The following is a 21,254-nucleotide window of genomic DNA, read 5'->3' on the forward strand; positions in this document are numbered from 1 at the left end:
TCCTCCGCCCTACGTTCCGCAGCGGAGGTGGTTCACATGATCGAACCCAGCAAGCACCAACCCGACCCCCGCACGCAGCGCGACGCCATCGACGCCGGTGACTTCGTGTACGCGGCCACCGGAGCCCGCGTCCGCCGACTGACCATGCCGGACGGGACGCATTGGTTCCCGGCGGTGGACGTATGCAAGCGGTTGGGGCACACCAACACGCAGAAGGCACTCTCGGACCATGTCCCGGACGACCATCGAGAGATTCTTGAGACCCTAACTGGGGGTTACGGTCTCGGCATTCCCGCAGGTAGAGAGTGGCGTCGAGACTTGAACGTCATCTCTCTGCAAGGTCTCATCCTGCTCGTAGGAGCCTGCACCAAGCCGGAGTGCGCGCCCTTCAAGCAGTGGGTCGCCGAAGTGATCGAGACCATTCAGCGCGAGGGCTCCTACACGCTGGAGGAGGCCGAGGTCCAACCAGTCGGCCCCGGCGCCCCCATCGCCTACGCCATGCCCGAGCAGATCGCCGACGCCATCGTGCGGCTGGAGGAGCGCAACCTCCAGGCCGACGAGCAACTCGCCATGGCCCAGCAGAAGTCACTCGCTCTGCAAGAGCAAATGCTGGAGACGCAGCAGACGATGCTGCAGACACAGCGACAGATGGTGGACACCCAGCAACAGATGGTGGACACCCAGCAAAAGATGCTGGAGACGCAGCAGCAGATGGTCGAGATGCAGCGCGCCGGTCTCGTCGCCCAGCAAGCCATGGCTCAGGCCATGGAGCGCATCGCCAACCGGCTCGACGCCCTCTCCGTCGAACGCCCGGCCCCCTCCGCCACCGCGTTCGAGACGCACCCCACCACCGAGTCGGTGCTGGCCGACTGGCGGGAGCGGTTGTCGGTGACGGCGGATGTGTGGACGGTGGCCGTGGTGATCGCCCCGGTGCTCGTCGAAGAGGGGGAGCTGCGTCAACCGCTGGAGGCGATCGCCGCCCGTACGGGGCTGTCCGTGCCGCGCGTCAACGACTGCCTGCGGCTGCTGCGCAAGCACGCCTGCATCCGCCCGCAGGGCGCGACGGAGGACGGGGCGCCGGTGTACGTGCTCAACCAGCGCTGATCGCAGCACTGATCCACAGCGCTGACGGGGCCCGGGCGGGCCAGGACGAAGGGGCCGGTCGCAAGACGAAGTTGCGACCGGCCCCTTCACCATGAGCCTATCCGGCACAAGGCGGTGTCACGCCCAGGTGATCAGCCTCTTCGGCTGCTCCAGGATCGCCGCGACGTCCGCGAGGACCTTGGACCCCAGCTCCCCGTCGACCAGCCGGTGGTCGAAGCTGAGCGCCAGGGTCGTGACCTGACGCGGCTTGACCTTGCCCTTGTGGACCCACGGCTGCGGCTTGATCGCGCCGACGGCGAGGATCGCCGACTCACCGGGGTTCAGGATGGGCGTGCCGGTGTCGATGCCGAAGACGCCGACGTTGGTGATGGTGACCGTGCCGCCCTGCATGGCGGCCGGGGAGGTGCGGCCCTCCTTCGCCGTCGAGACCAGCTCGCCCAGGGACTCGGCGAGCTGCGGCAGCGTCTTCGCGTGCGCGTCCTTGATGTTCGGCACGATCAGACCGCGCGGGGTGGCGGCGGCGATGCCCAGGTTCACATAGTGCTTGACCACGATCTCCTGGGCCGCCTCGTCCCAGGAGGCGTTGATGTCCGGGTTGCGCTTGATCGCGACCAGCAGGGCCTTGGCGATCAGCAGGAGCGGGTTCACCCGCAGGCCCTGCATGTCCTTGTCCTGCTTGAGCTCCTCGACCAGCTTCACCGTGCGCGTCACGTCGACCGTGACGAACTCGGTGACGTGCGGCGCGGTGAACGCCGAGCCGACCATCGCGGCGGCCGTCGCCTTGCGGACGCCCTTGACGGGGATGCGCGTCTCGCGGGCGCCGTCGTACGACACCACCGGCGCCGGGGCGGCGGGGGCCGTGGACGGGGCGGGCGCGGGGGGCGTCCCCATGACCGGCTCGGGCGCCTTCGGCGGAGCCGCCGCCGCGTGGACGTCGTCGCGGGTGATGATGCCGTCCGGGCCGGACGGGGTGACCGTCGTGAGGTCGACGCCCAGGTCCTTGGCCAGCTTGCGCACCGGCGGCTTCGCCAGCGGGCGCGGTGCGGTGACGCCGTGCGGGCCGTGGCCGTTCAGCTCGCCCTGGACGCCCTGGAGGGCGGTGGCACCGTACAGGGTGTCCTCGACGGGCGCCGCGGCGGGCGGGACGCCCTTGCGGGGGCGCCGCTTCGTGGACGACTCGGCGACGCCGTAGCCGACGAGGACCGGCTTGCGGCCCTCCGGCTTCGCCGGCGCGGGCGCGGGCTTCGGTTCGGCGACCGGTTCCGCGGCGGGCTTCTCGGGCGCGGCCTCCTCGGCCGGTGCCGGGGCGGCGCCGCCCGACACGTCCACCGCGATGATGGACGTGCCGACGTCGACGGTGGTGCCCTCGGGGAAGTGCAGGGCGCGTACGACGCCGTCGTACGGGATGGGCAGTTCGACGGCGGCCTTGGCCGTCTCGACCTCGCAGACGATCTGGCCGTCGGTGACGGTGTCACCGGGCTGGACGTACCACTTGAGGATCTCGGCCTCGGTGAGTCCCTCGCCCACGTCGGGCATCTTGAACTCGCGCGGGGACGTGTCTGTCATCGTCGTCACGGACCTCTCCCTCAGTACGCCAGCGAGCGGTCGACGGCGTCGAGCACCCGGTCCAGACCCGGCAGGTACTCCTCCTCGAGACGCGCCGGCGGATACGGGGCGTGGTAGCCACCGACCCGGAGGACGGGTGCCTCCAGGTGGTAGAAGCACCGCTCGGTGATGCGGGCGGCGATCTCGGCGCCCGAGCCGAAGAAGACCGGGGCCTCGTGGACCACGATCAGCCGGCGGGTCCGCTCCACGGACGCCTGGATGGAGTCGAAGTCCAGGGGGGACACCGACCGCAGGTCCAGGACCTCCAGGGACTTGCCCTCCTCGGCGGCCGCGTCGGCGGCCTCCTGGCAGAGCTTCACCATGGGGCCGTAGGCGGCGAGGGTGAGGTCCGTGCCCTCACGGACGACACGGGCCTTGTGCAGGGGGCCGGGGATCGCGTCCGGGTTGACCTCGGCCTTGTCCCAGTAGCGGCGCTTCGGCTCGAAGAAGATCACCGGGTCGTCGCTCTGGATGGCCTGCTGCATCATCCAGTAGGCGTCCGACGCGTTCGACGGCGAGACCACCTTCAGGCCCGCCACGTGCGCGAACAGCGCTTCCGGGGACTCCGAGTGGTGCTCGACGGCGCCGATGCCGCCGCCGTAGGGGATGCGGACGACGACCGGCAGCTTGACCTTGCCCAGCGAGCGGGCGTGCATCTTGGCGAGCTGGGTGACGATCTGGTCGTACGCGGGGAAGACGAAGCCGTCGAACTGGATCTCGACCACCGGGCGGTAACCCCGCAGGGCGAGGCCGATGGCCGTGCCGACGATGCCCGACTCGGCGAGCGGGGTGTCGATGACCCGGTCCTCGCCGAAGTCCTTCTGGAGGCCGTCCGTCACCCGGAACACGCCGCCGAGCTTGCCGACGTCCTCGCCCATGACGAGGACCTTGGGGTCGGCTTCGAGGGCCGTGCGCAGCGATTCGTTGATCGCCTTGGCCAGCGCCATGTTCTTCGGCGCCGAGATCGGCGCCGACGCCGATGTCGCGGTCTGCGTGGTCATCGCTACTTGCCCTCCTCTACGTCCACGTCGGCGAACGACGCCTGGTACGCGGCGAACTGCGCGCGCTCCTCGTCCACCAGCGCGTGCCCGTCCGCGTACGCGTTCTCGAAGATGGCGAAGTGGTCCGGGTCGGGCATGGCACGCACCACTTCGCGCACTCGCCTTCCCAACGCCTCGCTCTCCGCTTCGAGTTCCGCGAAGAATCCCTCGTTCGTGTCGGTTTCGGACTCGAGGTAGCTGCGCAGGCGCGCGATCGGGTCCTTCGCCTCCCAGGCCACCCGCTCGTCGTCGTGGCGGTAGCGGGTCGGGTCGTCGGAGGTGGTGTGGGCGCCCATGCGGTACGTGTACGCCTCGACCAGGGTGGGGCCCTCGCCCCGGCGGGCGCGCTCCAGCGCCCACTTGGTGACCGCGAGGCAGGCCAGGACGTCGTTGCCGTCGACGCGGACGCCCGGGAAGCCGAAGCCCTGGGCGCGCTGGTAGAGCGGGACGCGGGTCTGCTTCTCGGTGGGCTCGGAGATCGCCCACTGGTTGTTCTGGCAGAAGAACACGACGGGCGCGTTGTAGACCGCGGAGAACGTGAACGCCTCGGCGACGTCGCCCTGGCTGGAGGCGCCGTCGCCGAAGTAGGCGATCACCGCCGAGTCGGCGCCGTCCTTGGCGATGCCCATGGCGTAGCCCGTGGCGTGCAGCGTCTGGGAGCCGATGACGATCGTGTAGAGGTGGAAGTTGTTGCCGTTCGGGTCCCAGCCGCCGTTGTTCACGCCGCGGAACATGCCGAGCAGATTGGTCGGGTCGACGCCGCGGCACCAGGCGACGCCGTGCTCGCGGTAGGTCGGGAAGACGTAGTCGTCCTCGCGGGTGGCGCGGCCGGAGCCGATCTGGGCGGCCTCCTGGCCGAGCAGCGACGCCCACAGGCCCAGCTCGCCCTGGCGCTGCAGGGAGGTGGCCTCGGCGTCGAAGCGACGGGTCAGCACCATGTCGCGGTACAGGCCGCGCAGCTCGTCGTCGGTGAGGTCGGCGACGAACGGGTCGTACTCCGCGTTCTTGACGCGCTTGCCCTCGGGCGTCAGCAGCTGGACGAGCTCGGGCTCGGCGCCGCCGGTCGTCTTCTTCGCAGTGGCGCGCCTGGTGCCGGTGGTGCCGGCCGCCTTGCTGCCGGTGCTGCCGGTCTTGCCTGCGGCGCTGCGTCGCGTCGTCTTGCGCGCGGCAGTGCTCTCCACGGTCACGTGTGCTCCTCCGTCGGTCCGGCCCCCGGGATTGCCGGAAGACCAGTGCGGCTCGCCTGATCCCGGAACCCGTGCACGGGGTGGGTGCCCTTGGCCGGGAACAGACGTGACAGGTGCCCCGGCGAGCGCCCTGCACGAGGCACGTTACCCAGTGCTCCACATTCCTGTGAAACCCCTACTGACCTGGGATTTTCCTTGGATTTCCAAGTATTTCGGTACTAGGGGATCCAAGTAAGTCGGGTCGGGAGGGAACACCTGCTGGTCACAGCACTGGTCACAGCCCGGCAGGGGGCCGGAACACCGGCACGTTATCCCGGCCACCCCGGCCACGGGAAGAGTTCTCTTCGAGGGCCGTTAGGGGGCGCTCGGCGCGCCGGTACGAAAACCCCACAAGAAACCCCGTATGGGAGCCCACAACGCCCGTATGGGAGCACGTAACGCCCGTATGGGAGCACGCAAGGGAAAAGGCCCCCGGAAGGGGGCCTCGCTCCGTCACTCCTCTTCGCCACCGGTGACACCGCTCGTCAGACCGCCGGCGTCGGCGCCGCCGGTCTCCTCGCCGGGCGGGGAGCTCACCGGGGGCTCGGGCTCCTCCGAGTTCGTCGGCTCCTCCTCCGGGGGCTCCTCGCTGGTCGGCTGCTCGGCCGGCTCGCTCTGCGTGGGCTTCTCGCTGAAGCTCGGCGTCTGCGGAACCGAGGGCGTGTAGTTCTGGTTGTTCCCCGAGTCGGTGCCGCCGCCCGAGTCGTCCTGGCTCTCCTCGGCGCTCGGCGACTCGTCGTCCTTCTTGTCCTTGCTGGACGAGGAGGCCGACGGCGACTTGGTGACCTCGTTGCCGTTGCCGGTCTTCTCGCCGTTGCCGTTCAGCGCCAGGGCGACGCCGGCGGCGATGGCGATCACCGCGAGGACCGCGAGGATCCACAGCTTGCCGCGGCCGCTGCCCCGGTTGCCGCCGCCCTCGAAGCCGCCGTCGTCACGGCCGCCGCCGTAGCCGGGCAGGATCGGCTGCGGGATCTGCGAGGTGCCCTCGCCGGGGTGGGGCATGACGGCCGTCCCGGCCATACCGCCCGGCGGGGTGTGCCGGCCCTCGTGCATGGTCACGGGCCCGGTGTTCCAGGTGCCCGTGTGGCCGCCCTGGTCGTACAGCATCTGCAGGCCGTACTGGACGAGGCCGCGCATCTCCTCGGCCGTCTGGAAACGGTCGTCGGGCTCCTTGGCGAGGGAGCGCATGACAAGCCCGTCGAGCTCCGGCGGCGCCGCCTCGGCGACCTCGGAGGGCGGGACCGGGATGTCCTGGACGTGCTGGTAGACCACGGAGAGCGGGGTCTCGCCGACGAAGGGAGGGCGCAGCGCCAGCAGTTCGTAGAGGAGGCAGCCCGTGGCGTACAGGTCGGAGCGGTGGTCGACGGCCTTGCCGAGCGCCTGCTCCGGCGACAGGTACTGGGGCGTGCCCATGACCATGCCGGTCTGGGTCATCGTGGTGGACGCGCCGTGCAGGGCGCGGGCGATGCCGAAGTCCATCACCTTCACCGCGCCGTTGGTGGTGATGATGACGTTGGCCGGCTTGATGTCACGGTGCACGATGCCGTGCTGGTGGGAGTAGGCGAGCGCCTCCAGGACACCCGAGACGATGATCAGCGCCTGCTCGGGGCCCGGTGCCTCGGCGTTGAGCAGCAGGTCACGGATGGTGCGGCCCTCGACCAGCTCCATGACGATGTACGGCACGGGGGTGCCGTTCACGACGTCCTCGCCGGAGTCGTAGACCGCCACGATGGAGTGGTGGTTGAGGCCGGCCACGGACTGCGCCTCGCGCGTGAAGCGCGCCTTGGAGACGGGGTCCTCGGCGAGGTCGGAACGCAGCAGTTTGACCGCGACCGTACGACCGAGGCGTACGTCCTCGGCGGCGAACACCTCGGCCATGCCGCCCCGGCCGAGTCTGTGCGTCAGCCGGTAACGACCGTCGCCGACAAGCCCGCCGTTGCCCCACTGTTCCGGCGCGTCTGACATTCCGCCGCCAGTCGCCTCGGGGTCGGACGGGCCCTGAGAGCGCTGCTGCTGTGCCATCAGTCCTCGCCGTCGTTTCTGCCCGCGGTCCGCGCGGTTCTTGTTACGGTCTCCGTCGGCCACGCTACAGCCTTCACGCAAGGGGCCGGTCCGACTTGGACGCGCGACCGCCATCGAGGGGCTCGCGGCGGAATCAAGGTGAATTCAGAGGTTGACCGGCCATGAAACCCGCCCCGCGCGCACTCGTGCAAGTTCTGTGTACCGGGCGTACGCCCCCTGTAACGCTTCCGCGACGCTTCTTTCGCGTACGGTCACGGAACGGGCACCGCGCTTGACGTGTCAGTGCCCTGGGGCAGACTTGGCCGGGAATAGCACAAAGGATCACCAGGATCACCGATCGCGGACGCCCCGTCGAGGGGCTTCGCGCGCGCCGATGGGGGACGCAGGAAGATGAGCCAGGACGCCGCACAAGGCCGGTACGCGGGGCGTTCGCTCGCCGGCGGCCGCTATCAGCTGCGTGACCTGCTCGGCGAGGGCGGCATGGCCTCCGTCCACCTCGCGTACGACTCGGTGCTCGACCGACAGGTCGCGATCAAGACACTTCACACCGACCTCGGCCGCGAGCAGGCCTTCCGTGAGCGCTTCCGCCGCGAGGCGCAGGCCGTGGCGAAGCTCACCCACACGAACATCGTCTCGGTCTTCGACACCGGCGAGGACGAGCTCGACGGCATGACGACGCCGTACATCGTCATGGAGTACATCGAGGGCAGGCCGCTGGGCTCGGTCCTCGACGCGGACATCCAGCAGCAGGGCGCGATGCCCGCCGACAAGGCCCTGAAGATCACCGCGGATGTGCTGGCGGCGCTGGAGATCAGCCACGAGATGGGCCTGGTCCACCGGGACATCAAGCCGGGCAACGTGATGATGACCAAGCGCAATGTCGTCAAGGTCATGGACTTCGGCATCGCCCGCGCCATGCAGTCCGGCGTCACCTCGATGACGCAGACCGGCATGGTCGTCGGCACCCCGCAGTACCTCTCGCCCGAGCAGGCCCTCGGCCGCGGTGTCGACGCCCGCTCCGACCTGTACTCGGTCGGCATCATGCTGTTCCAGCTGACGACCGGGCGGCTGCCGTTCGAGGCGGACTCGCCGCTGGCCATCGCCTACGCCCATGTCCAGGAGGAGCCGGTCGCTCCCTCCTCGATCAACCGTTCCCTTCCGCCGGCCATGGACGCCCTCATCGCCCGCGCGCTGAAGAAGAACCCGAACGAGCGGTTCCCGAGCGCCGAGGCCATGCGGGACGAGTGCCTTCGGGTCGCCGCCTCCCTCCAGCCCGTCGCGCCGAGCATCGTGCCGGGCGCCCAGACGTCGAACGGCTCGGGGGTGTCCTCGGCGGTCTTCCCGCCGATCGACCACACGGGCATGCCGCAGTCAGGCAGTGTCCAGACGCCGTACCAGCCGCCGTCCACGGGCGGGTTCGGCCACCCGACGCCCGCGCCGGCCCCGTCGTACGGCTATCCGCAGCAGGGCGGGTACCAGACGCCCCCGCAGACCGCCGCGTACGCGCCTCAGCAGGGCACGGCCACCCCGCCGCCGTACAACCTCACGCCGCAGCACTCCTCCCTCTCCGCCGGGAACTCCGGGGGCGGCAAGAGCAACAAGGGTGTCATCGTCGGCGCGATCGTCGTCTCGCTCGTTGCGATCAGCGGTCTGATCACGGCGCTCGCGCTGAACGGCGGGGATGACGAGGGCGGCGGCCCCGGAGCGAAGGCGTCCTCCTCGCCGACCGTGGTGGAGGGACACAAGGGCCCCGACACGTCGAAGGTCATCGACACCACCGAGTGCACGGAGCCGGTCGAGTCCTACAACGACCCGGAGAAGGTCGAGCTCCCGGACTTCACCTTCAAGAACATCGACTCGGTGAAGAAGTGCCTCCAGGCCGCGGGCTGGGAGTACGACACCAAGAACGTCGACGAGAACGCGTACGGCGAGGGCACGGTCATGGAGCAGTACCCCTCGGCGAACGAGGACGTCGACCCCAAGCAGATGCCGACGATCGTCCTCAAGGTCTCCACGGGCAACCCGGCCTGACACCGGCCGCCAGCGATGGGGGAAGGGCCCGGCACTCCGAGTGCCGGGCCCTTCCCGTGCGGACGGTGGGGGTGGCCGCGGGCCTTGGGGCCCCGGGGGGCCTTGGGGCCTTGTACGGCTAGAGGTACGGGCCGCCGGAGCGGCCCACGGTGCGAGGGTCGTCGTCACCCTCGTGGCCGCCCACGCCGGGGGGCAGGGCGCGGCGCATCTGCTCCAGCTGGGCCCGGGCGGCCATCTGCTGGGCGAACAGCGTCGTCTGGATCCCGTGGAAGAGGCCCTCGAGCCAGCCGACCAGCTGGGCCTGCGCGATCCGCAGCTCCGCGTCGCTGGGGATCGCCTCGTCGGTGAAGGGCAGGGAGAGCCGTTCGAGTTCCTCGACCAGCTCGGGGGCCAGCCCGTCCTCCAGTTCCTTGACGGAGCTGGCGTGGATCTCCTTCAGCCGGGCCCGGCTCGCCTCGTCGAGGGGTGCCACCCGCACCTCCTCGAGCAGCTGCTTGATCATGCTGCCGATGCGCATGACCTTCGCGGGCTGTTCCACCATCTCCGTCACCGGAACCTCGCGGGAGTCCTCGTCTCCTCCGCCGCCCACCGCCAATCCGTCCTGGCCCACGACCAGGATCTGGGGCTGTTCGGGCGACCGTTCGTTCCTCGGCATCTCCATGCCGCCATTCTCTCGCACGCCTGCACCTCATCACCGTGGTGCCCCCCACGGAGGGTGATCCACCGTTCACATACGAGGTCGGGGTGGTCGGAGGCGGAATTCGCCGGCCGTCTGGGGCCCCCGGATCCTTCCGGATGCCGAGGTGCCGGCCGCGTGTGACGCTGAGGCCGTGGTTCCTCGATTCCGGCTCTGTTCGTCGCGCGTGACGGGACTGGTCCTCGTCGCGGGACTCCTCATGGTCCCGGTGGCAGGCACGGTGCCGTCCGTCCACGCGGCTGTCGAGCCCGACCCCGCCTCCTCCCGGGCCGGCAGCCGCGCGGGCGAGGGAAGGGAGCGCCCGGGACGCCAGGACGCGGGACTCACGGACCTGGAGGACCTGTACGAGGATCCCGGGGAGCCGCCCGCGGATCCGGAGGCCCTGGAGGACCTGGTCACTCCCGATCCCTCGGATCACGCAGCGCTGCCCGCCGCCTCCCCCGCCGGCCGGCCGGGCGCCGGGGCCACCGAGGGCCCCGTACTGGAGGCCCTGGCCCTGGGCGGCGGCCTCATGCTGATGGGCGTGGGCCTGGGCCTGGCCTTCGTGGGCCTGCGGATCCGGAGAGGCTGAGGGACGGCGACCACGCACGGCTCCTCGTACGGCTCCTCGTACGGCTCCTCGTACGGCGTTCGAGTGGCTTGTACGGTCACTCGTACGGGTCATCCCGGCGGCCCGGGCCAGAGCGGCGGAGGGCAGGCAGCCGGCGGCGAACGGCGAGCGGCAGGCGACGACGGCAGGCGACGACGGCAGGTGGTCGGTGGGTGCGGCCGGCCGATGGTGACCGACGGCCGGCCGCACCCGCCTCATCCCTGTTACGGCACCACCAGCAACACCTTGCCCACGTGGCCGCTCTCCTCCAGGACCCGGTGGGCCGTGGCCGCGTCGTTCATCGGGATCTCCTGGTCGACGACCGGGCGTACCAGACCATCGGCGACCAGCGGCCACACGTGCTCACGTACGGCGGCGACGATGGCCCGCTTCTCCTCCAGGGGCCGGGCGCGCAGCGAGGTCGCGCTGATGGCGGCCCGCTTGGCGAGGAGCGCCCCGATGTTCAGCTCGCCCTTGATGCCGCCCTGCATGCCGATGATGGCGAGACGGCCGTTGACGGCGAGGACCCGGACATTGCGGTCGAGGTACTTCGCCCCCATGTTGTCGAGGATGACGTCCGCCCCCTTGCCGTCGGTGGCCTTGCGGACCTCCTCGACGAAGTCCTGCTCGCGGTAGTTGACCAGGATGTCCGCGCCGAGGTCGGCGCACTGCCGGAGCTTCTCCTCGGTGCCCGCGGTGACGGCCACCTTCGCGCCGACCGCCTTCGCCAGCTGGATGGCCATCGTTCCGATGCCGCTGGAGCCGCCGTGGACGAGCAGGGTCTCGCCCGGACGAAGGTGGGCGATCATGAAGACGTTCGACCAGACCGTGCAGACCACCTCGGGCAGCGCTGCCGCCCGGCGGAGGTCGAGGCCGGAGGGGACGGGGAGCAGCTGGCCGGCCGGGGCGACGACCTTCTCCGCGTAGCCGCCGCCCGAGAGCAGCGCGCACACCTCGTCGCCTACGCTCCAGCCGGACACACCGGGCCCGATCGCCGCGACCCGCCCGGAGCACTCCAGGCCGGGGTAGGGGGAGGCGCCCGGTGGCGGGTCGTAGAAGCCCTGCCGCTGGAGCAGATCGGCGCGGTTCACCGCGCTCGCCGCCACCTCGATGAGCACTTCGCCCTCGCCGGGCTCCGGGTCGGGGACCTCGTCCCACACCAGGGCCTCGGGTCCACCGGGTTCGGGAATCGTGATCGCATGCATGAGGGGACGCTACTCCTCGCCCCTCCGCCTCTCCCAGAGTGCCGGGGTCGGTACGCGACCACACCGGTCACGCCCTCGACCGCGCCCGGCACCTCCTCGACCCGCGGAGGCGGCACCGCGGCGGCGGAAATAGGGGTGCGTTCTCTCTCCGTCGGGAGGACCGTGGAGAAATCACGCCCGCACGGCCGATGAGTTCTGCTGGAACCGGCGGTCTCCCCTTGCGTAGCCCCGGACACGGGCCCTGTACGCGGAAGGACCTCAGACATGAGCGCACAGACATCCGGCCTCGCGATCGAGACCGCGGGTCTGGTGAAGACGTTCGGTGAGACCCGGGCCGTCGACGGCGTCGACCTGGCCGTGCCGGCCGGCACGGTCTACGGCGTCCTCGGCCCGAACGGCGCCGGCAAGACCACCACCGTGAAGATGCTCGCCACGCTGCTGCGGCCCGACGGCGGTGAGGCCCATGTCTTCGGTCATGACGTCGTCCGCGAAGCCGACGAGGTACGCGGCAGGGTGAGCCTGACGGGGCAGTACGCGTCCGTGGACGAGGACCTGACCGGCACCGAGAACCTGGTGCTGCTGGGGCGGCTCCTCGGTCACGACAAGCGGGCGGCGCGCCTTCGCTCGGAGCAGTTGCTGGAGGCCTTCGGACTGAGTGAGGCCGCCGGAAAGCAGGTCAAGCACTACTCGGGCGGTATGCGGCGCCGGATCGACATCGCCGCGTCCATCCTCAACACCCCGGACCTGCTGTTCCTCGACGAGCCGACGACCGGCCTCGACCCGCGCAGCCGCAACCAGGTGTGGGACATCGTCCGCGCGGTGGTCGCCCAGGGCACGACGGTGCTGCTGACCACGCAGTATCTGGACGAGGCGGACCAGCTGGCGTCCCGGATCGCCGTCATCGACCGCGGCAAGGTGATCGCGGAGGGCACGAAGGGCGAGCTGAAGGCGTCCGTGGGAGCCGGTTCCGTCCATCTGCGGCTGCGTGACGCGGTCCAGCGTCCGCAGGCCGAGGAGATCCTGCGGGTCGCGCTCGACGCCGAAGTGCAGCGGGAGCCGGACCCGGTGGCGCTGACGGCGCGCGTGGGCGGCGGATCCGCCAACGGCCAGGGGGCAGCCGAGGCCGCGGCCCGCGCCCTGGCCGAGTTGGCCCGTGTCGGTGTCGTCGTCGACAACTTCTCGCTGGGGCAGCCCAGCCTGGACGAGGTGTTCCTCGCCCTCACGGGACACGACACGAAGGCCCACGACTTCCGGAACGACGAGAAGAAGGACGAGGCGGCGGCATGAGCACCGCGACCAGCACCGACAGCAAGGAACTCGCCCCCGTCAGCGCCGAGTCGCTCGCCGCGCTGCTCATCGCCAAGGAGCGGCCGCCGCGGCCCAGCGCCCTGTCGGCGTCCCTGACCTTCGGGTGGCGGGCGGTCCTCAAGATCAAACACGTCCCGGAACAGCTCTTCGACGTCACCGCCTTCCCGATCATGATGGTGCTGATGTACACCTACCTCTTCGGCGGTGCCCTGGCCGGCTCCCCGAAGGAGTACATCCAGTTCCTGCTGCCGGGCATCCTGGTGATGTCGGTCGTGATGATCACGATGTACACCGGCGTCTCGGTCAACACGGACATCGAGAAGGGTGTCTTCGACCGGTTCCGATCACTGCCCATCTGGCGGCCGTCGACGATGGTCGGCTACCTCCTTGGCGACGCCCTGCGGTACGCCATCGCGTCCGTGGTGATGCTCACCGTCGGTCTGATCCTCGGCTACCGCCCGGACGGCGGCGTCGTGGGCGTGGTCGCGGGCGTCGCGCTGCTCATCGTCTTCTCGTTCTCGTTCTCGTGGATCTGGACGATGTTCGGGCTGATGCTGCGCACCGAGAAGTCGGTGATGGGCGTCAGCATGATGGTGATCTTCCCGCTGACCTTCCTGTCCAACGTCTTCGTCGACCCCGGCACCATGCCGGGATGGCTCCAGGCGTTCGTCAACAACAGCCCGATCACCCATCTGGCGTCGGCGGTGCGCGAGCTGATGGCGGGCGAGTGGCCCACGGCCGAGATCGCCTGGTCGCTCGGCTGGTCCGCCCTGTTCGTGCTCGTCTTCGGACCGATCACGATGCGGCTGTACAACCGCAAGTAGCCGTAACGACGTGAGGGCGCCCCCGGAGAGTACGTCTCCGGGGGCGCCCTCATGAGGCGGCTACGGGAAGTGCTTGGTCTCGGGAGTGATCTTCGTGCCCGGGGTGGCGCGGACGATGGTGATGAGCCGGTCGGTCACCTGGAGTTCGCCGATGGACGGGTCGTCGTAGCCGAGCACCCGGTGGCCCCGCAGCACGCTGACGACCAGGTCCTCCGTCTCCCGTACCTTGCGCCCCACCTCGGCCTTTATGACGGGCCGCTCGACGATGTCGAGCCCGCTGCCCTGCTGGATGAGGTCCTCCATGACCATGCCGGCGGCGGGGCTGAGCACCGAGAGACCGAGGAGCCGTCCGGCCGCGCTGGCACTGGTGATGACGACATCGGCCCCGGACTGCTTCAGCAGCGGTGCGTTCTCCTCTTCCCGAACGGCGGCCACGATCTTCGCCCCGCGGTTCATCTGGCGCGCGGTCAGCGTGACGAGGACGGCGGTGTCGTCCCGAGCGGTGGAGATGATGATCTGCCGCGCCTTCTGCGCCTCGGCCCGCAACAGCACATCGCTGCGGGTCGCGTCCCCCACGATGCCCGCGTAACCGTCGGCCGTCGCCGCCTCGATCACCTTGGAGCTGGGGTCGACGACGATGACCTGCTCCTTCTTCAGTCCCGTCGCGCAGACGGTCTGGATCGCCGACCGCCCCTTGGTCCCGAAGCCGACGACAACGGTGTGCTCCCTCAAGGCCGCCCTCCAGCGGTTCAGTCGCCATTCCTCGCGCGTGCGCTCCGTGAGGACCTCCAACGTGGTGCCGACCAGGATGATCAGGAACAGCACGCGCAGGGGTGTGATCACAAAGATGTTGGTGAGCCGGGCGGCGTCACTGACCGGGGTGATGTCGCCGTATCCGGTCGTCGAGAGGGTGACGGTGGCGTAGTAGAACGCGTCCAGCAGGTCAACGCTGCCATCAGAGTTGTCGTTGTAGCCGTCGTGGTCGGCGTAGACGAGGAACGCCGTCGCGACCAGGACGAGCAACGCCATCGCCAGCCGCTTGCCGACCTGGTGGCTGGGGCGCTCGACCTCCCTCTTCGGCAGCTTCACCGGATGCGTCACATGACGCTCGTCCGCCGTGCGGGCAATCACGTCATAACCCGGCAGTTTCACGTGAAACACTCCCCGTTTCCCCGTACATCCCCTGGCTGTACTACGCGTTCGTGTGCCCGTTGTTTCACGTGAAACCCCCTGACGCGCAAGGCAAGTTGGGCGCAGCGATGTTTCACGTGAAACACACCTGGATTCCCGCGGTCGCCCAGGGCAGGTCGAGCAGTTCCAGCTCCTGACCGGGACGGGCACCGCCGGGTGGAACGACGGCGAGGGCATCAGCGGTGGCGATGCCGCGGAGCATAGCGGGACCGTTGTAGTGCAGCGGTACGGCGTCGTCACCGCGCAGGGCGACGGGGATGAGCCGGGTGTCGTACGGGTGTCCGTGCACCGCCTCCCGCAGCGGCATCCCGTACGGCTCGGGCGCGGCCCGTCCGGCCAGGGTCCGCAGGAAGGGCTCGGCGAGGGTGAACAGCCCGGAGACGGCGGCCAGGGGGTTGCCCGGCAGGCCCACAAGATGCTGGTTCTCCTTGGTGCGGGCCAGCAGCATGGGATGGCCCGGGCGCACCTTGACGCCGTCGACAAGGAGTTCGGCACCGATGCGGCGCAGGGTGGGGTGCACATGGTCGACGGGTCCGGAGGCCGTCCCGCCCGTGGTGACGATCAAGTCGGCGGAGGAGGACCGCACGGCCTCGTACAGGGCGTCGGCCGCATCGCCGAGTCGGCGTACGGCAATGACCTCGGCGCCGAGCGCCCGTAGCCAGGAGGGCAGCATCGGGCCGAGGGCGTCGCGGATCAGGCCCTCGCGCGGAAGCCCCTCGGTGAGCAGTTCATCGCCCAGGACGAGCAGTTCGACGCGGGGGCGGGGCAGCACGGTCAGGGTGTCGTACCCGGCGGCCGCGGCGAGGCCCAGTGCGGCGGGGGTGAGCAGTGTGCCGAGCGGCAGCAGTTGGTCGCCGTTGCGGCACTCCTGGCCCCGGGGACGGATGTCCTGACCGTGTGCCAGGTCCCTGGTGGCGTGCAGTCGGCCCTTTTCGTCGGTGCGGCCGTGTTCGCTGCGCAGGACGGCGGTGGTGTCGAGCGGGACGCGTGCGCCGGTGGCGATCCGGACGGCCTCGCCGTCGGTGAGCCGCTCGGGCTCACCGTGCCCGGCCAGCACACCGTTCTCCCGGACGGTCCACGGGCCAGGGCCCGCCACCGCCCAGCCGTCCATCGCCGAGGTGTCGAAGGAGGGAAGGTCGGTGAGCGCGGTGAGCGGGGCGGCGAGTACCAGCCCGAGGGCGTCCTCGACGGTGACGGAGAGCGGGGGCCGTCGTCCGGAGGAGCGGGCGGCGCGCTGGGCGACAGAGCGGGCCTCGGGCCAGGCGGTGGCCCGGTGGTGATCGTCCTTCCCGGCCCGCTGCGCGTCAGGATGACCCTCGGCGGGGGTGCCGGAGGCGGGGCGGGCTGAGCGCGGCCCCCGGACGGGCCTGTCATTGGCCACGGCCAGCGCCTCCTCCACGTCCACGTCGAGTTCCTCGGCGTCCTGGGCGGTCATCCGGCGTCCGGGGCGGAGTCGGGGGCACCGGACGTGGACCGGGCTTCGGCGGAGTCGGACCTGGCGTCCGAGGCGCCGGCGGTGGCTTCGTCGGCCCAGCCCAGTGCCAGGGCCGTGGCCTTGCGGGCGGCCTCGGCGACCGCTTCCGGGCCTCCCCCGGCCTTCGCTGCCGCGTAGCCGACGAGGAAGGTGGTCAGCGGGGCCGCCGGCCTGGCCACGTTGTGGGCGGCGTCACGGGCGAGGTCTAGCAGCTCTCGGGTGTCGACATCGAGGTCGATGCCCAGCTCGTCCTTGACTGCGGAAATCCATTCATCCAACACGTGGCCATGCTCCCTGATCCGTGCGCGGGCGGCGGCGATGTCGTCCCAGGTGTCGCAGTCGAACGACGCGAGGGGGTCGGTGATACGGGTGAGGTGGAGCGCCCCGACCAGCCGCCGCAGGGGCAGCCCGGCCGTCCCCCCGTGCTCGACGCCGAGCCGCGTCAGCTCCCGGCGCAGTGCGTCGGCCCGGTACGCGGCCACCAGGGGCTGATCGCGACCCCCGGGGTCGGTGACGAGGACGCCGTCGGCGGGGGCGGGCGGGGGGCCGTCGGGGGCTCCGGCGGGCGGGACCGCGGGGGAGCCCTCTGGCGCCAGGGCACCGGCCCGAGGGATGTCGACCGGGAGGGCGTCGGCCCGGAGGGTGTCGATCAGCCGCCGTACCGTCTCCTCGGCGAGGAAGGGCAGGTCGGCGGAGAGGACGACGACGTACGGGGCCGTGGTGTGGCGGAGACCGGCGTCCAGGGCGGCGAGGGGGCCGCCACCGGGGGGTTCCTCGCGGGTCCACAGCACGGGCCGGGCGGTGGGGCGGGGGTCGGCGACGACGACGGTCGTCCGGGCCCCGGCGCAGGCGGCCAGCACCCGGTCGAGCAGGGCGCGTCCGCCGACGCGCACCCCGGGCTTGTCGGCGCCGCCCAGCCTCCGGGCGGCACCCCCGGCGAGCACGACGGCGTCGTACGCCTCGGTACCGGGGCCGCCCGGCGGCTCGTACGCGCTCATCCACCGAGTATGCGTGTCCGGGCGATCACAGGGAACGCGGGGACGTCACGTGATCCCGGCCGCTCGCGAAAGCGGGCGCCAGGAGAGCCGGGCGGCGAGGACGGTCGAAGGCCGCCGACCCCTGAGGCGGAGTCGGCGGCCATGCACCGGGCGACGTACGGGGTCAGAGCGTGCGCAGCAGCACCGCCGGCTGTTCGACGCAGTCCGCGACGTAACGCAGGAAGCCGCCCGCTGTCCCGCCGTCGCACACCCGGTGGTCGAAGGTGAGCGAGAGCTGCACCACCTGTCGTACCGCCAGCTCGCCCTGGTGCACCCACGGCTTCGGGATGATCCGGCCGACGCCGAGCATGGCCGCCTCGGGGTGGTTGATGATCGGCGTGGACCCGTCGACGCCGAACACGCCGTAGTTGTTCAGCGTGAAGGTGCCGCCGGTGAGCTGGGCCGGCGTGAGCGTCCCCGTCCGCGCGGCCTCGGTGAGGCGGGCGAACTCCGCGCTGAGCGACTCCGCGTCCCGCGCGTGGGCGTCCCGTACGACGGGCACGACCAGCCCTCGCTCGGTCTGCGCGGCGAACCCGAGGTGCACCTGATCGAGGCGCACGATCTCGCGGGCCTCCATGTCGACCGTCGAGTTGAGCTCCGGGAAACGGGCCAGCGCGGCGGTGCAGATCCGGGCGAGCAGCGCGAGAAGGGAGATCTTCGGGCCGCCGGCCGCGTTCATGGCCGCGCGGGCGTTCATCAGCTCCGTCGCGTCGGCGTCCACCCAGCAGGTGGCGTCCGGGATCTCGCGTCGGCTCCGGGAGAGCTTGTCGGCGACGGCACCGCGCACACCCCGCAGCGGGACACGGGTGCCGGAGGCGGTCTCCGCACGCGCGGGCACCGCGCCGGACGCCCCGGCGGACACCGCGGTCGGCTGAACGGCGGCCGTGGGTGCGGTCGGCGCTGCCCCGACACCAGCGGTACCGGCGGCACTGGCGATACCGGCCCGCAGGGCCTGCTCCACATCGGCCCGGAGGATCAACCCGTCCGGGCCCGAGCCACGCAGCTTCCGCAGGTCCAGCCCGTTCTCCCGGGCGAGACGGCGGACAAGGGGAGAGATCACGGGCACAGGACCGTCGCCGCGCACCGGATCACCGACCACCGACCCCGGCCCACCGGCGAGCGCGGTGGCGTCGGCGAGCGCCCTCTCGGCGACCACAGCGGTCACCCCACCGTTCACCGCCCCGCCGGCGGTCCCCGCCGGAGTTGCGGAAGGAGTTGAAACAGCCGGAGACGTCGGAGCCGTAGGCCGCACCCTCCTGCGTCGCTTCGGCGCCTCTGAAGTGCCGTACCCCACCAGTACGTTCCCGGAGCCCTCGGCCTTCCCCGCGGCGCCCGACCCCTGTGCGGAGCCGGATGCCTGAGCGGCGCCCGTACCCTCCGCGGCGTCCGACGACCCGGCGGCACCGCCGGCGACCGGCGCCCCCGCCGCGACCGTCAACAGGGGCGCTCCCACGGGCAGTTCCGTGCCCTCCTCGCCGAAGCGGGCGGTGACGACGCCGCCGTAGGGGCAGGGCACCTCGACCATCGCCTTGGCCGTCTCGACCTCGACGACGGGCTGGTCGATGGCGACGACGTCGCCGACCTGGACCAGCCAGCGGACGATCTCGGCCTCGGTGAGCCCCTCACCGAGGTCGGGCAGCTTGAACTCCAGGACCTGGGCCATCAGTTCTCCGCCTCCCACTGCAGGCGCCCGACCGCGTCGAGGATCCGGTCGACGCCGGGCAGGTGGTGCCGCTCCAGCATCGGCGGCGGGTACGGGATGTCGAACCCGGCGACGCGCAGCACGGGCGCCTCCAGGTGGTGGAAGCAGCGTTCGGTGACCCGGGCCGCGATCTCGCCGCCCGGACCGCCGAAGCCGCCGGACTCATGGACGACGACGGCCCGCCCGGTGCGCCGTACGGACGCGGCGACCGTCTCGTCGTCGAAGGGCACCAGCGAGCGCAGGTCGACGACTTCGAGGTCCCAGCCCTCCGCCGTGGCCGCCTCGGCGGCCTCCATGCAGACGGGCACCGACGGGCCGTAGGTGATGAGCGTGGCGCTGCGGCCCGCGCGGCGCACGGCCGCGCGGCCGATCGGCTCGACGGACTGCGGTTCCTCGGGGTTCCAGGAGTCCTTGGACCAGTACAGACGCTTGGGCTCCAGGAAGACCACGGGGTCGTCGGAGGCGATGGCGGCGCGCAGCAGCCCGTAGGCGTCGGCGACGGTCGCGGGGGTGACGACATGGAGACCCGGAGTCGCGATGTAGTACGCCTCGGAGGAGTCGCTGTGGTGCTCGACTCCGCCGATGCCGCCACCGTAGGGGACCCGGATGGTGATCGGCAGCGGCATGGCGCCGCGGGTGCGGTTGCGCATACGGGCGACATGGCTGATGAGCTGCTCGAACGCCGGGTAGGCGAACGCGTCGAACTGCATCTCGACGACCGGCCGGAGCCCGTACATCGCCATGCCGACGGCCGTGCCGAGGATGCCCGCCTCGGCGAGCGGGGTGTCGGTGACCCGGTCCTCGCCGAACTCCTTCGCGAGTCCGTCGGTGACCCGGAAGACCCCGCCTAGGGTGCCGACGTCCTCGCCCATGACGTGCACCGTCGGGTCGGCGGTCATGGCGTCCCGGAGGGCCCGGGTGAGCGCCTGCGCCATGGTGGCGGGCTTGAGAGCGACGGTGGTCATCAGTGCGCCCCTTCTTCTTCCGCCGCCAGCTCGGCCCGCAGCAGGGCCTCCTGCTCGCGCAGTTGCGGGGTGGGCTCGGCGTACACATGGGCGAAGAGGTCCATGGGGTCGAGCACGGGGTCCTGGTTCATGCGCTCGCGCAGATCGGCGGCCATCGTCTCGGCGGCGTCGCGCGCGGCCTGGATGCCGGCCTCGTCGATGAGGTCGCGCTCGGTCAGCTCGCGCTCCAGGAGCGTGATCGGGTCGTGCGCGCGCCAGGTCTCCACCTCGGCGTCGCCGCGGTAGCGGGTGGCGTCGTCGGCGTTGGTGTGGGCGTCGATGCGGTACGTCACCGCCTCGACCAGGGTGGGGCCGCCGCCCGCGCGGGCGTGGGCCACGGCCTCGGCGAGCACCTGGTGCACGGCGGCCGCGTCGTTGCCGTCGACCAGGCGGCCCGGCATGCCGTAGCCGACGGCCTTGTGGGCGAGGGAGGGGGCGGCGGTCTGCTTCTCCAGCGGCACGGAGATCGCGAAGCCGTTGTTCTGGACGAGGAAGACGACCGGGGCCTGCCAGACGGCGGCGAAGTTGAGCGCCTCGTGGAAGTCGCCCTCGCTGGTGCCGCCGTCGCCGACCAGGGCGAGCGCGACCACGTCGTCGCCCTTGAGGCGGGCGGCGTGCGCGAGGCCCACGGCGTGCGGGAGTTGGGTGGCGAGGGGGGTGCACAGGGGCGCGACGCGGTGCTCGTGCGGGTCGTAGCCGGTGTGCCAGTCACCGCGCAGCAGCGTGAGCGCCTGCACGGGGTCGAGGCCGCGGGCGACGGCGGCGAGCGTGTCGCGGTAGCTCGGGAAGAGCCAGTCCCGCTCCTCGAGGACGAGCGCGGCGGCGACCTCGCATGCCTCCTGGCCGGTGCTGGACGGGTACACCGCGAGCCTGCCCTGCTTGGTCAGGGCCGTGGCCTGCGTGTTGTACCGCCGGCCCCGCACCAGCTCCGCGTAGAGGCGGCGCAGCAGCGCGGGGTCGGCGTCGGCCGCCGAGTCGGTACCGAGCACGCGGTACGGACGCTCGTCGGGCAGCAGGGGCGCGGGGTCGGTGCGGGGCTGCCAGGCGGGGGGCGGTGTCGGATGGTACGCACCCCGCTGCTCCATGACCGTCATACGGCACCTCCTCGTGGGAGTGGCTCTGGGACGCGGCACGGTTGTGACGCGTCTCACCTACCGATTGTTCGGTCGATGACGCATTTTGGCTACAGGCACCC

Annotated in this window: 17 protein-coding genes; 5 read left to right on the forward strand and 12 right to left on the reverse strand. The window is 71.2% G+C overall.

Going from position 1 to position 21,254, the window contains the following annotated elements; translation table 11 throughout:
* Nucleotides 1-36 precede the first annotated feature (36 nt).
* Nucleotides 37-1,104 carry a BRO-N domain-containing protein gene (locus ACZ4Z2_RS19015; RefSeq protein WP_468077414.1) on the forward strand — a complete coding sequence of 356 codons (1,068 nt, stop codon included), beginning with the start codon at nucleotides 37-39 and terminating at the stop codon, nucleotides 1,102-1,104.
* Between the two features lie 117 nt (nucleotides 1,105-1,221).
* Here the strand turns inward: ACZ4Z2_RS19015 and ACZ4Z2_RS19020 are convergent, their stop codons facing one another.
* From ACZ4Z2_RS19020 to ACZ4Z2_RS19035, 4 genes are all read right to left on the reverse strand, one after another.
* Complete coding sequence (locus ACZ4Z2_RS19020) at nucleotides 1,222-2,679, reverse strand: dihydrolipoamide acetyltransferase family protein (protein ID WP_468077416.1); 1,458 nt, start codon at nucleotides 2,677-2,679, stop codon at nucleotides 1,222-1,224.
* Nucleotides 2,680-2,690: 11 nt separating this feature from the next.
* On the reverse strand, nucleotides 2,691-3,710 hold the full coding sequence (locus ACZ4Z2_RS19025; RefSeq protein WP_468077418.1) for an alpha-ketoacid dehydrogenase subunit beta: 1,020 nt from the start codon (nucleotides 3,708-3,710) through the stop codon (nucleotides 2,691-2,693).
* 2 nt (nucleotides 3,711-3,712) lie between these two features.
* On the reverse strand, nucleotides 3,713-4,936 hold the full coding sequence (gene pdhA / locus ACZ4Z2_RS19030; protein WP_468077420.1) for a pyruvate dehydrogenase (acetyl-transferring) E1 component subunit alpha: 1,224 nt from the start codon (nucleotides 4,934-4,936) through the stop codon (nucleotides 3,713-3,715).
* Between the two features lie 492 nt (nucleotides 4,937-5,428).
* Nucleotides 5,429-6,997 (reverse strand): protein kinase domain-containing protein, encoded by a 1,569-nt coding sequence (locus ACZ4Z2_RS19035; RefSeq protein WP_468077422.1) that lies wholly within the window; start codon nucleotides 6,995-6,997, stop codon nucleotides 5,429-5,431.
* A 390-nt stretch (nucleotides 6,998-7,387) separates the two neighbouring features.
* Here ACZ4Z2_RS19035 and ACZ4Z2_RS19040 point away from each other — a divergent pair, with 390 nt between their 5' ends.
* The gene (locus ACZ4Z2_RS19040; protein ID WP_468077424.1) at nucleotides 7,388-9,028 is read left to right on the forward strand and encodes a protein kinase domain-containing protein; all 1,641 of its coding nucleotides are present in this window, start codon (nucleotides 7,388-7,390) and stop codon (nucleotides 9,026-9,028) included.
* Between the two features lie 118 nt (nucleotides 9,029-9,146).
* Here the strand turns inward: ACZ4Z2_RS19040 and ACZ4Z2_RS19045 are convergent, their stop codons facing one another.
* Nucleotides 9,147-9,689, reverse strand: a complete 543-nt coding sequence (locus ACZ4Z2_RS19045; RefSeq protein ID WP_468077426.1) for a bacterial proteasome activator family protein — start codon at nucleotides 9,687-9,689, stop codon at nucleotides 9,147-9,149.
* Between the two features lie 202 nt (nucleotides 9,690-9,891).
* On the opposite strand from ACZ4Z2_RS19045, the gene ACZ4Z2_RS19050 reads away from it, so the two are divergent.
* Entirely contained in the window at nucleotides 9,892-10,296 is a 405-nt protein-coding gene (locus ACZ4Z2_RS19050) for a hypothetical protein (RefSeq protein ID WP_468077428.1), read from the forward strand.
* Between the two features lie 242 nt (nucleotides 10,297-10,538).
* Here ACZ4Z2_RS19050 and ACZ4Z2_RS19055 read toward each other — a convergent pair whose 3' ends face one another.
* A complete protein-coding gene (locus tag ACZ4Z2_RS19055; protein ID WP_468077430.1) occupies nucleotides 10,539-11,519 on the reverse strand; it encodes an NAD(P)H-quinone oxidoreductase in 981 nt (326 codons plus the stop codon).
* Nucleotides 11,520-11,783: 264 nt separating this feature from the next.
* Here ACZ4Z2_RS19055 and ACZ4Z2_RS19060 point away from each other — a divergent pair, with 264 nt between their 5' ends.
* Both ACZ4Z2_RS19060 and ACZ4Z2_RS19065 read left to right on the forward strand, forming a co-directional pair.
* Nucleotides 11,784-12,806 (forward strand): ATP-binding cassette domain-containing protein, encoded by a 1,023-nt coding sequence (locus ACZ4Z2_RS19060; RefSeq protein ID WP_468077432.1) that lies wholly within the window; start codon nucleotides 11,784-11,786, stop codon nucleotides 12,804-12,806.
* Entirely contained in the window at nucleotides 12,803-13,651 is an 849-nt protein-coding gene (locus ACZ4Z2_RS19065) for an ABC transporter permease (protein ID WP_468077434.1), read from the forward strand. Before ACZ4Z2_RS19060 ends, ACZ4Z2_RS19065 begins: the two co-directional genes overlap by 4 nt.
* A gap of 60 nt (nucleotides 13,652-13,711) precedes the next feature.
* Here ACZ4Z2_RS19065 and ACZ4Z2_RS19070 read toward each other — a convergent pair whose 3' ends face one another.
* From ACZ4Z2_RS19070 to pdhA (ACZ4Z2_RS19095), 6 genes are all read right to left on the reverse strand, one after another.
* The gene (locus ACZ4Z2_RS19070; RefSeq protein ID WP_468077436.1) at nucleotides 13,712-14,803 is read right to left on the reverse strand and encodes a potassium channel family protein; all 1,092 of its coding nucleotides are present in this window, start codon (nucleotides 14,801-14,803) and stop codon (nucleotides 13,712-13,714) included.
* Between the two features lie 112 nt (nucleotides 14,804-14,915).
* On the reverse strand, nucleotides 14,916-16,277 hold the full coding sequence (locus ACZ4Z2_RS19075) for a molybdopterin molybdotransferase MoeA (RefSeq protein ID WP_468077438.1): 1,362 nt from the start codon (nucleotides 16,275-16,277) through the stop codon (nucleotides 14,916-14,918).
* Nucleotides 16,274-17,314, reverse strand: a complete 1,041-nt coding sequence (locus tag ACZ4Z2_RS19080) for a DUF6457 domain-containing protein (RefSeq protein WP_468077439.1) — start codon at nucleotides 17,312-17,314, stop codon at nucleotides 16,274-16,276. The genes ACZ4Z2_RS19075 and ACZ4Z2_RS19080 overlap by 4 nt, the downstream gene beginning before the upstream one ends.
* Before the next feature lie 163 nt (nucleotides 17,315-17,477).
* Entirely contained in the window at nucleotides 17,478-19,016 is a 1,539-nt protein-coding gene (locus ACZ4Z2_RS19085; RefSeq protein WP_468077441.1) for a dihydrolipoamide acetyltransferase family protein, read from the reverse strand.
* The gene (locus ACZ4Z2_RS19090) at nucleotides 19,016-20,020 is read right to left on the reverse strand and encodes an alpha-ketoacid dehydrogenase subunit beta (protein WP_468077443.1); all 1,005 of its coding nucleotides are present in this window, start codon (nucleotides 20,018-20,020) and stop codon (nucleotides 19,016-19,018) included. The genes ACZ4Z2_RS19085 and ACZ4Z2_RS19090 overlap by 1 nt, the downstream gene beginning before the upstream one ends.
* Entirely contained in the window at nucleotides 20,020-21,153 is a 1,134-nt protein-coding gene (gene pdhA, locus ACZ4Z2_RS19095; RefSeq protein ID WP_468077445.1) for a pyruvate dehydrogenase (acetyl-transferring) E1 component subunit alpha, read from the reverse strand. The genes ACZ4Z2_RS19090 and pdhA (ACZ4Z2_RS19095) overlap by 1 nt, the downstream gene beginning before the upstream one ends.
* Nucleotides 21,154-21,254 lie beyond the last annotated feature (101 nt).

Source organism: Streptomyces sp. NPDC030183, from assembly GCF_055573455.1.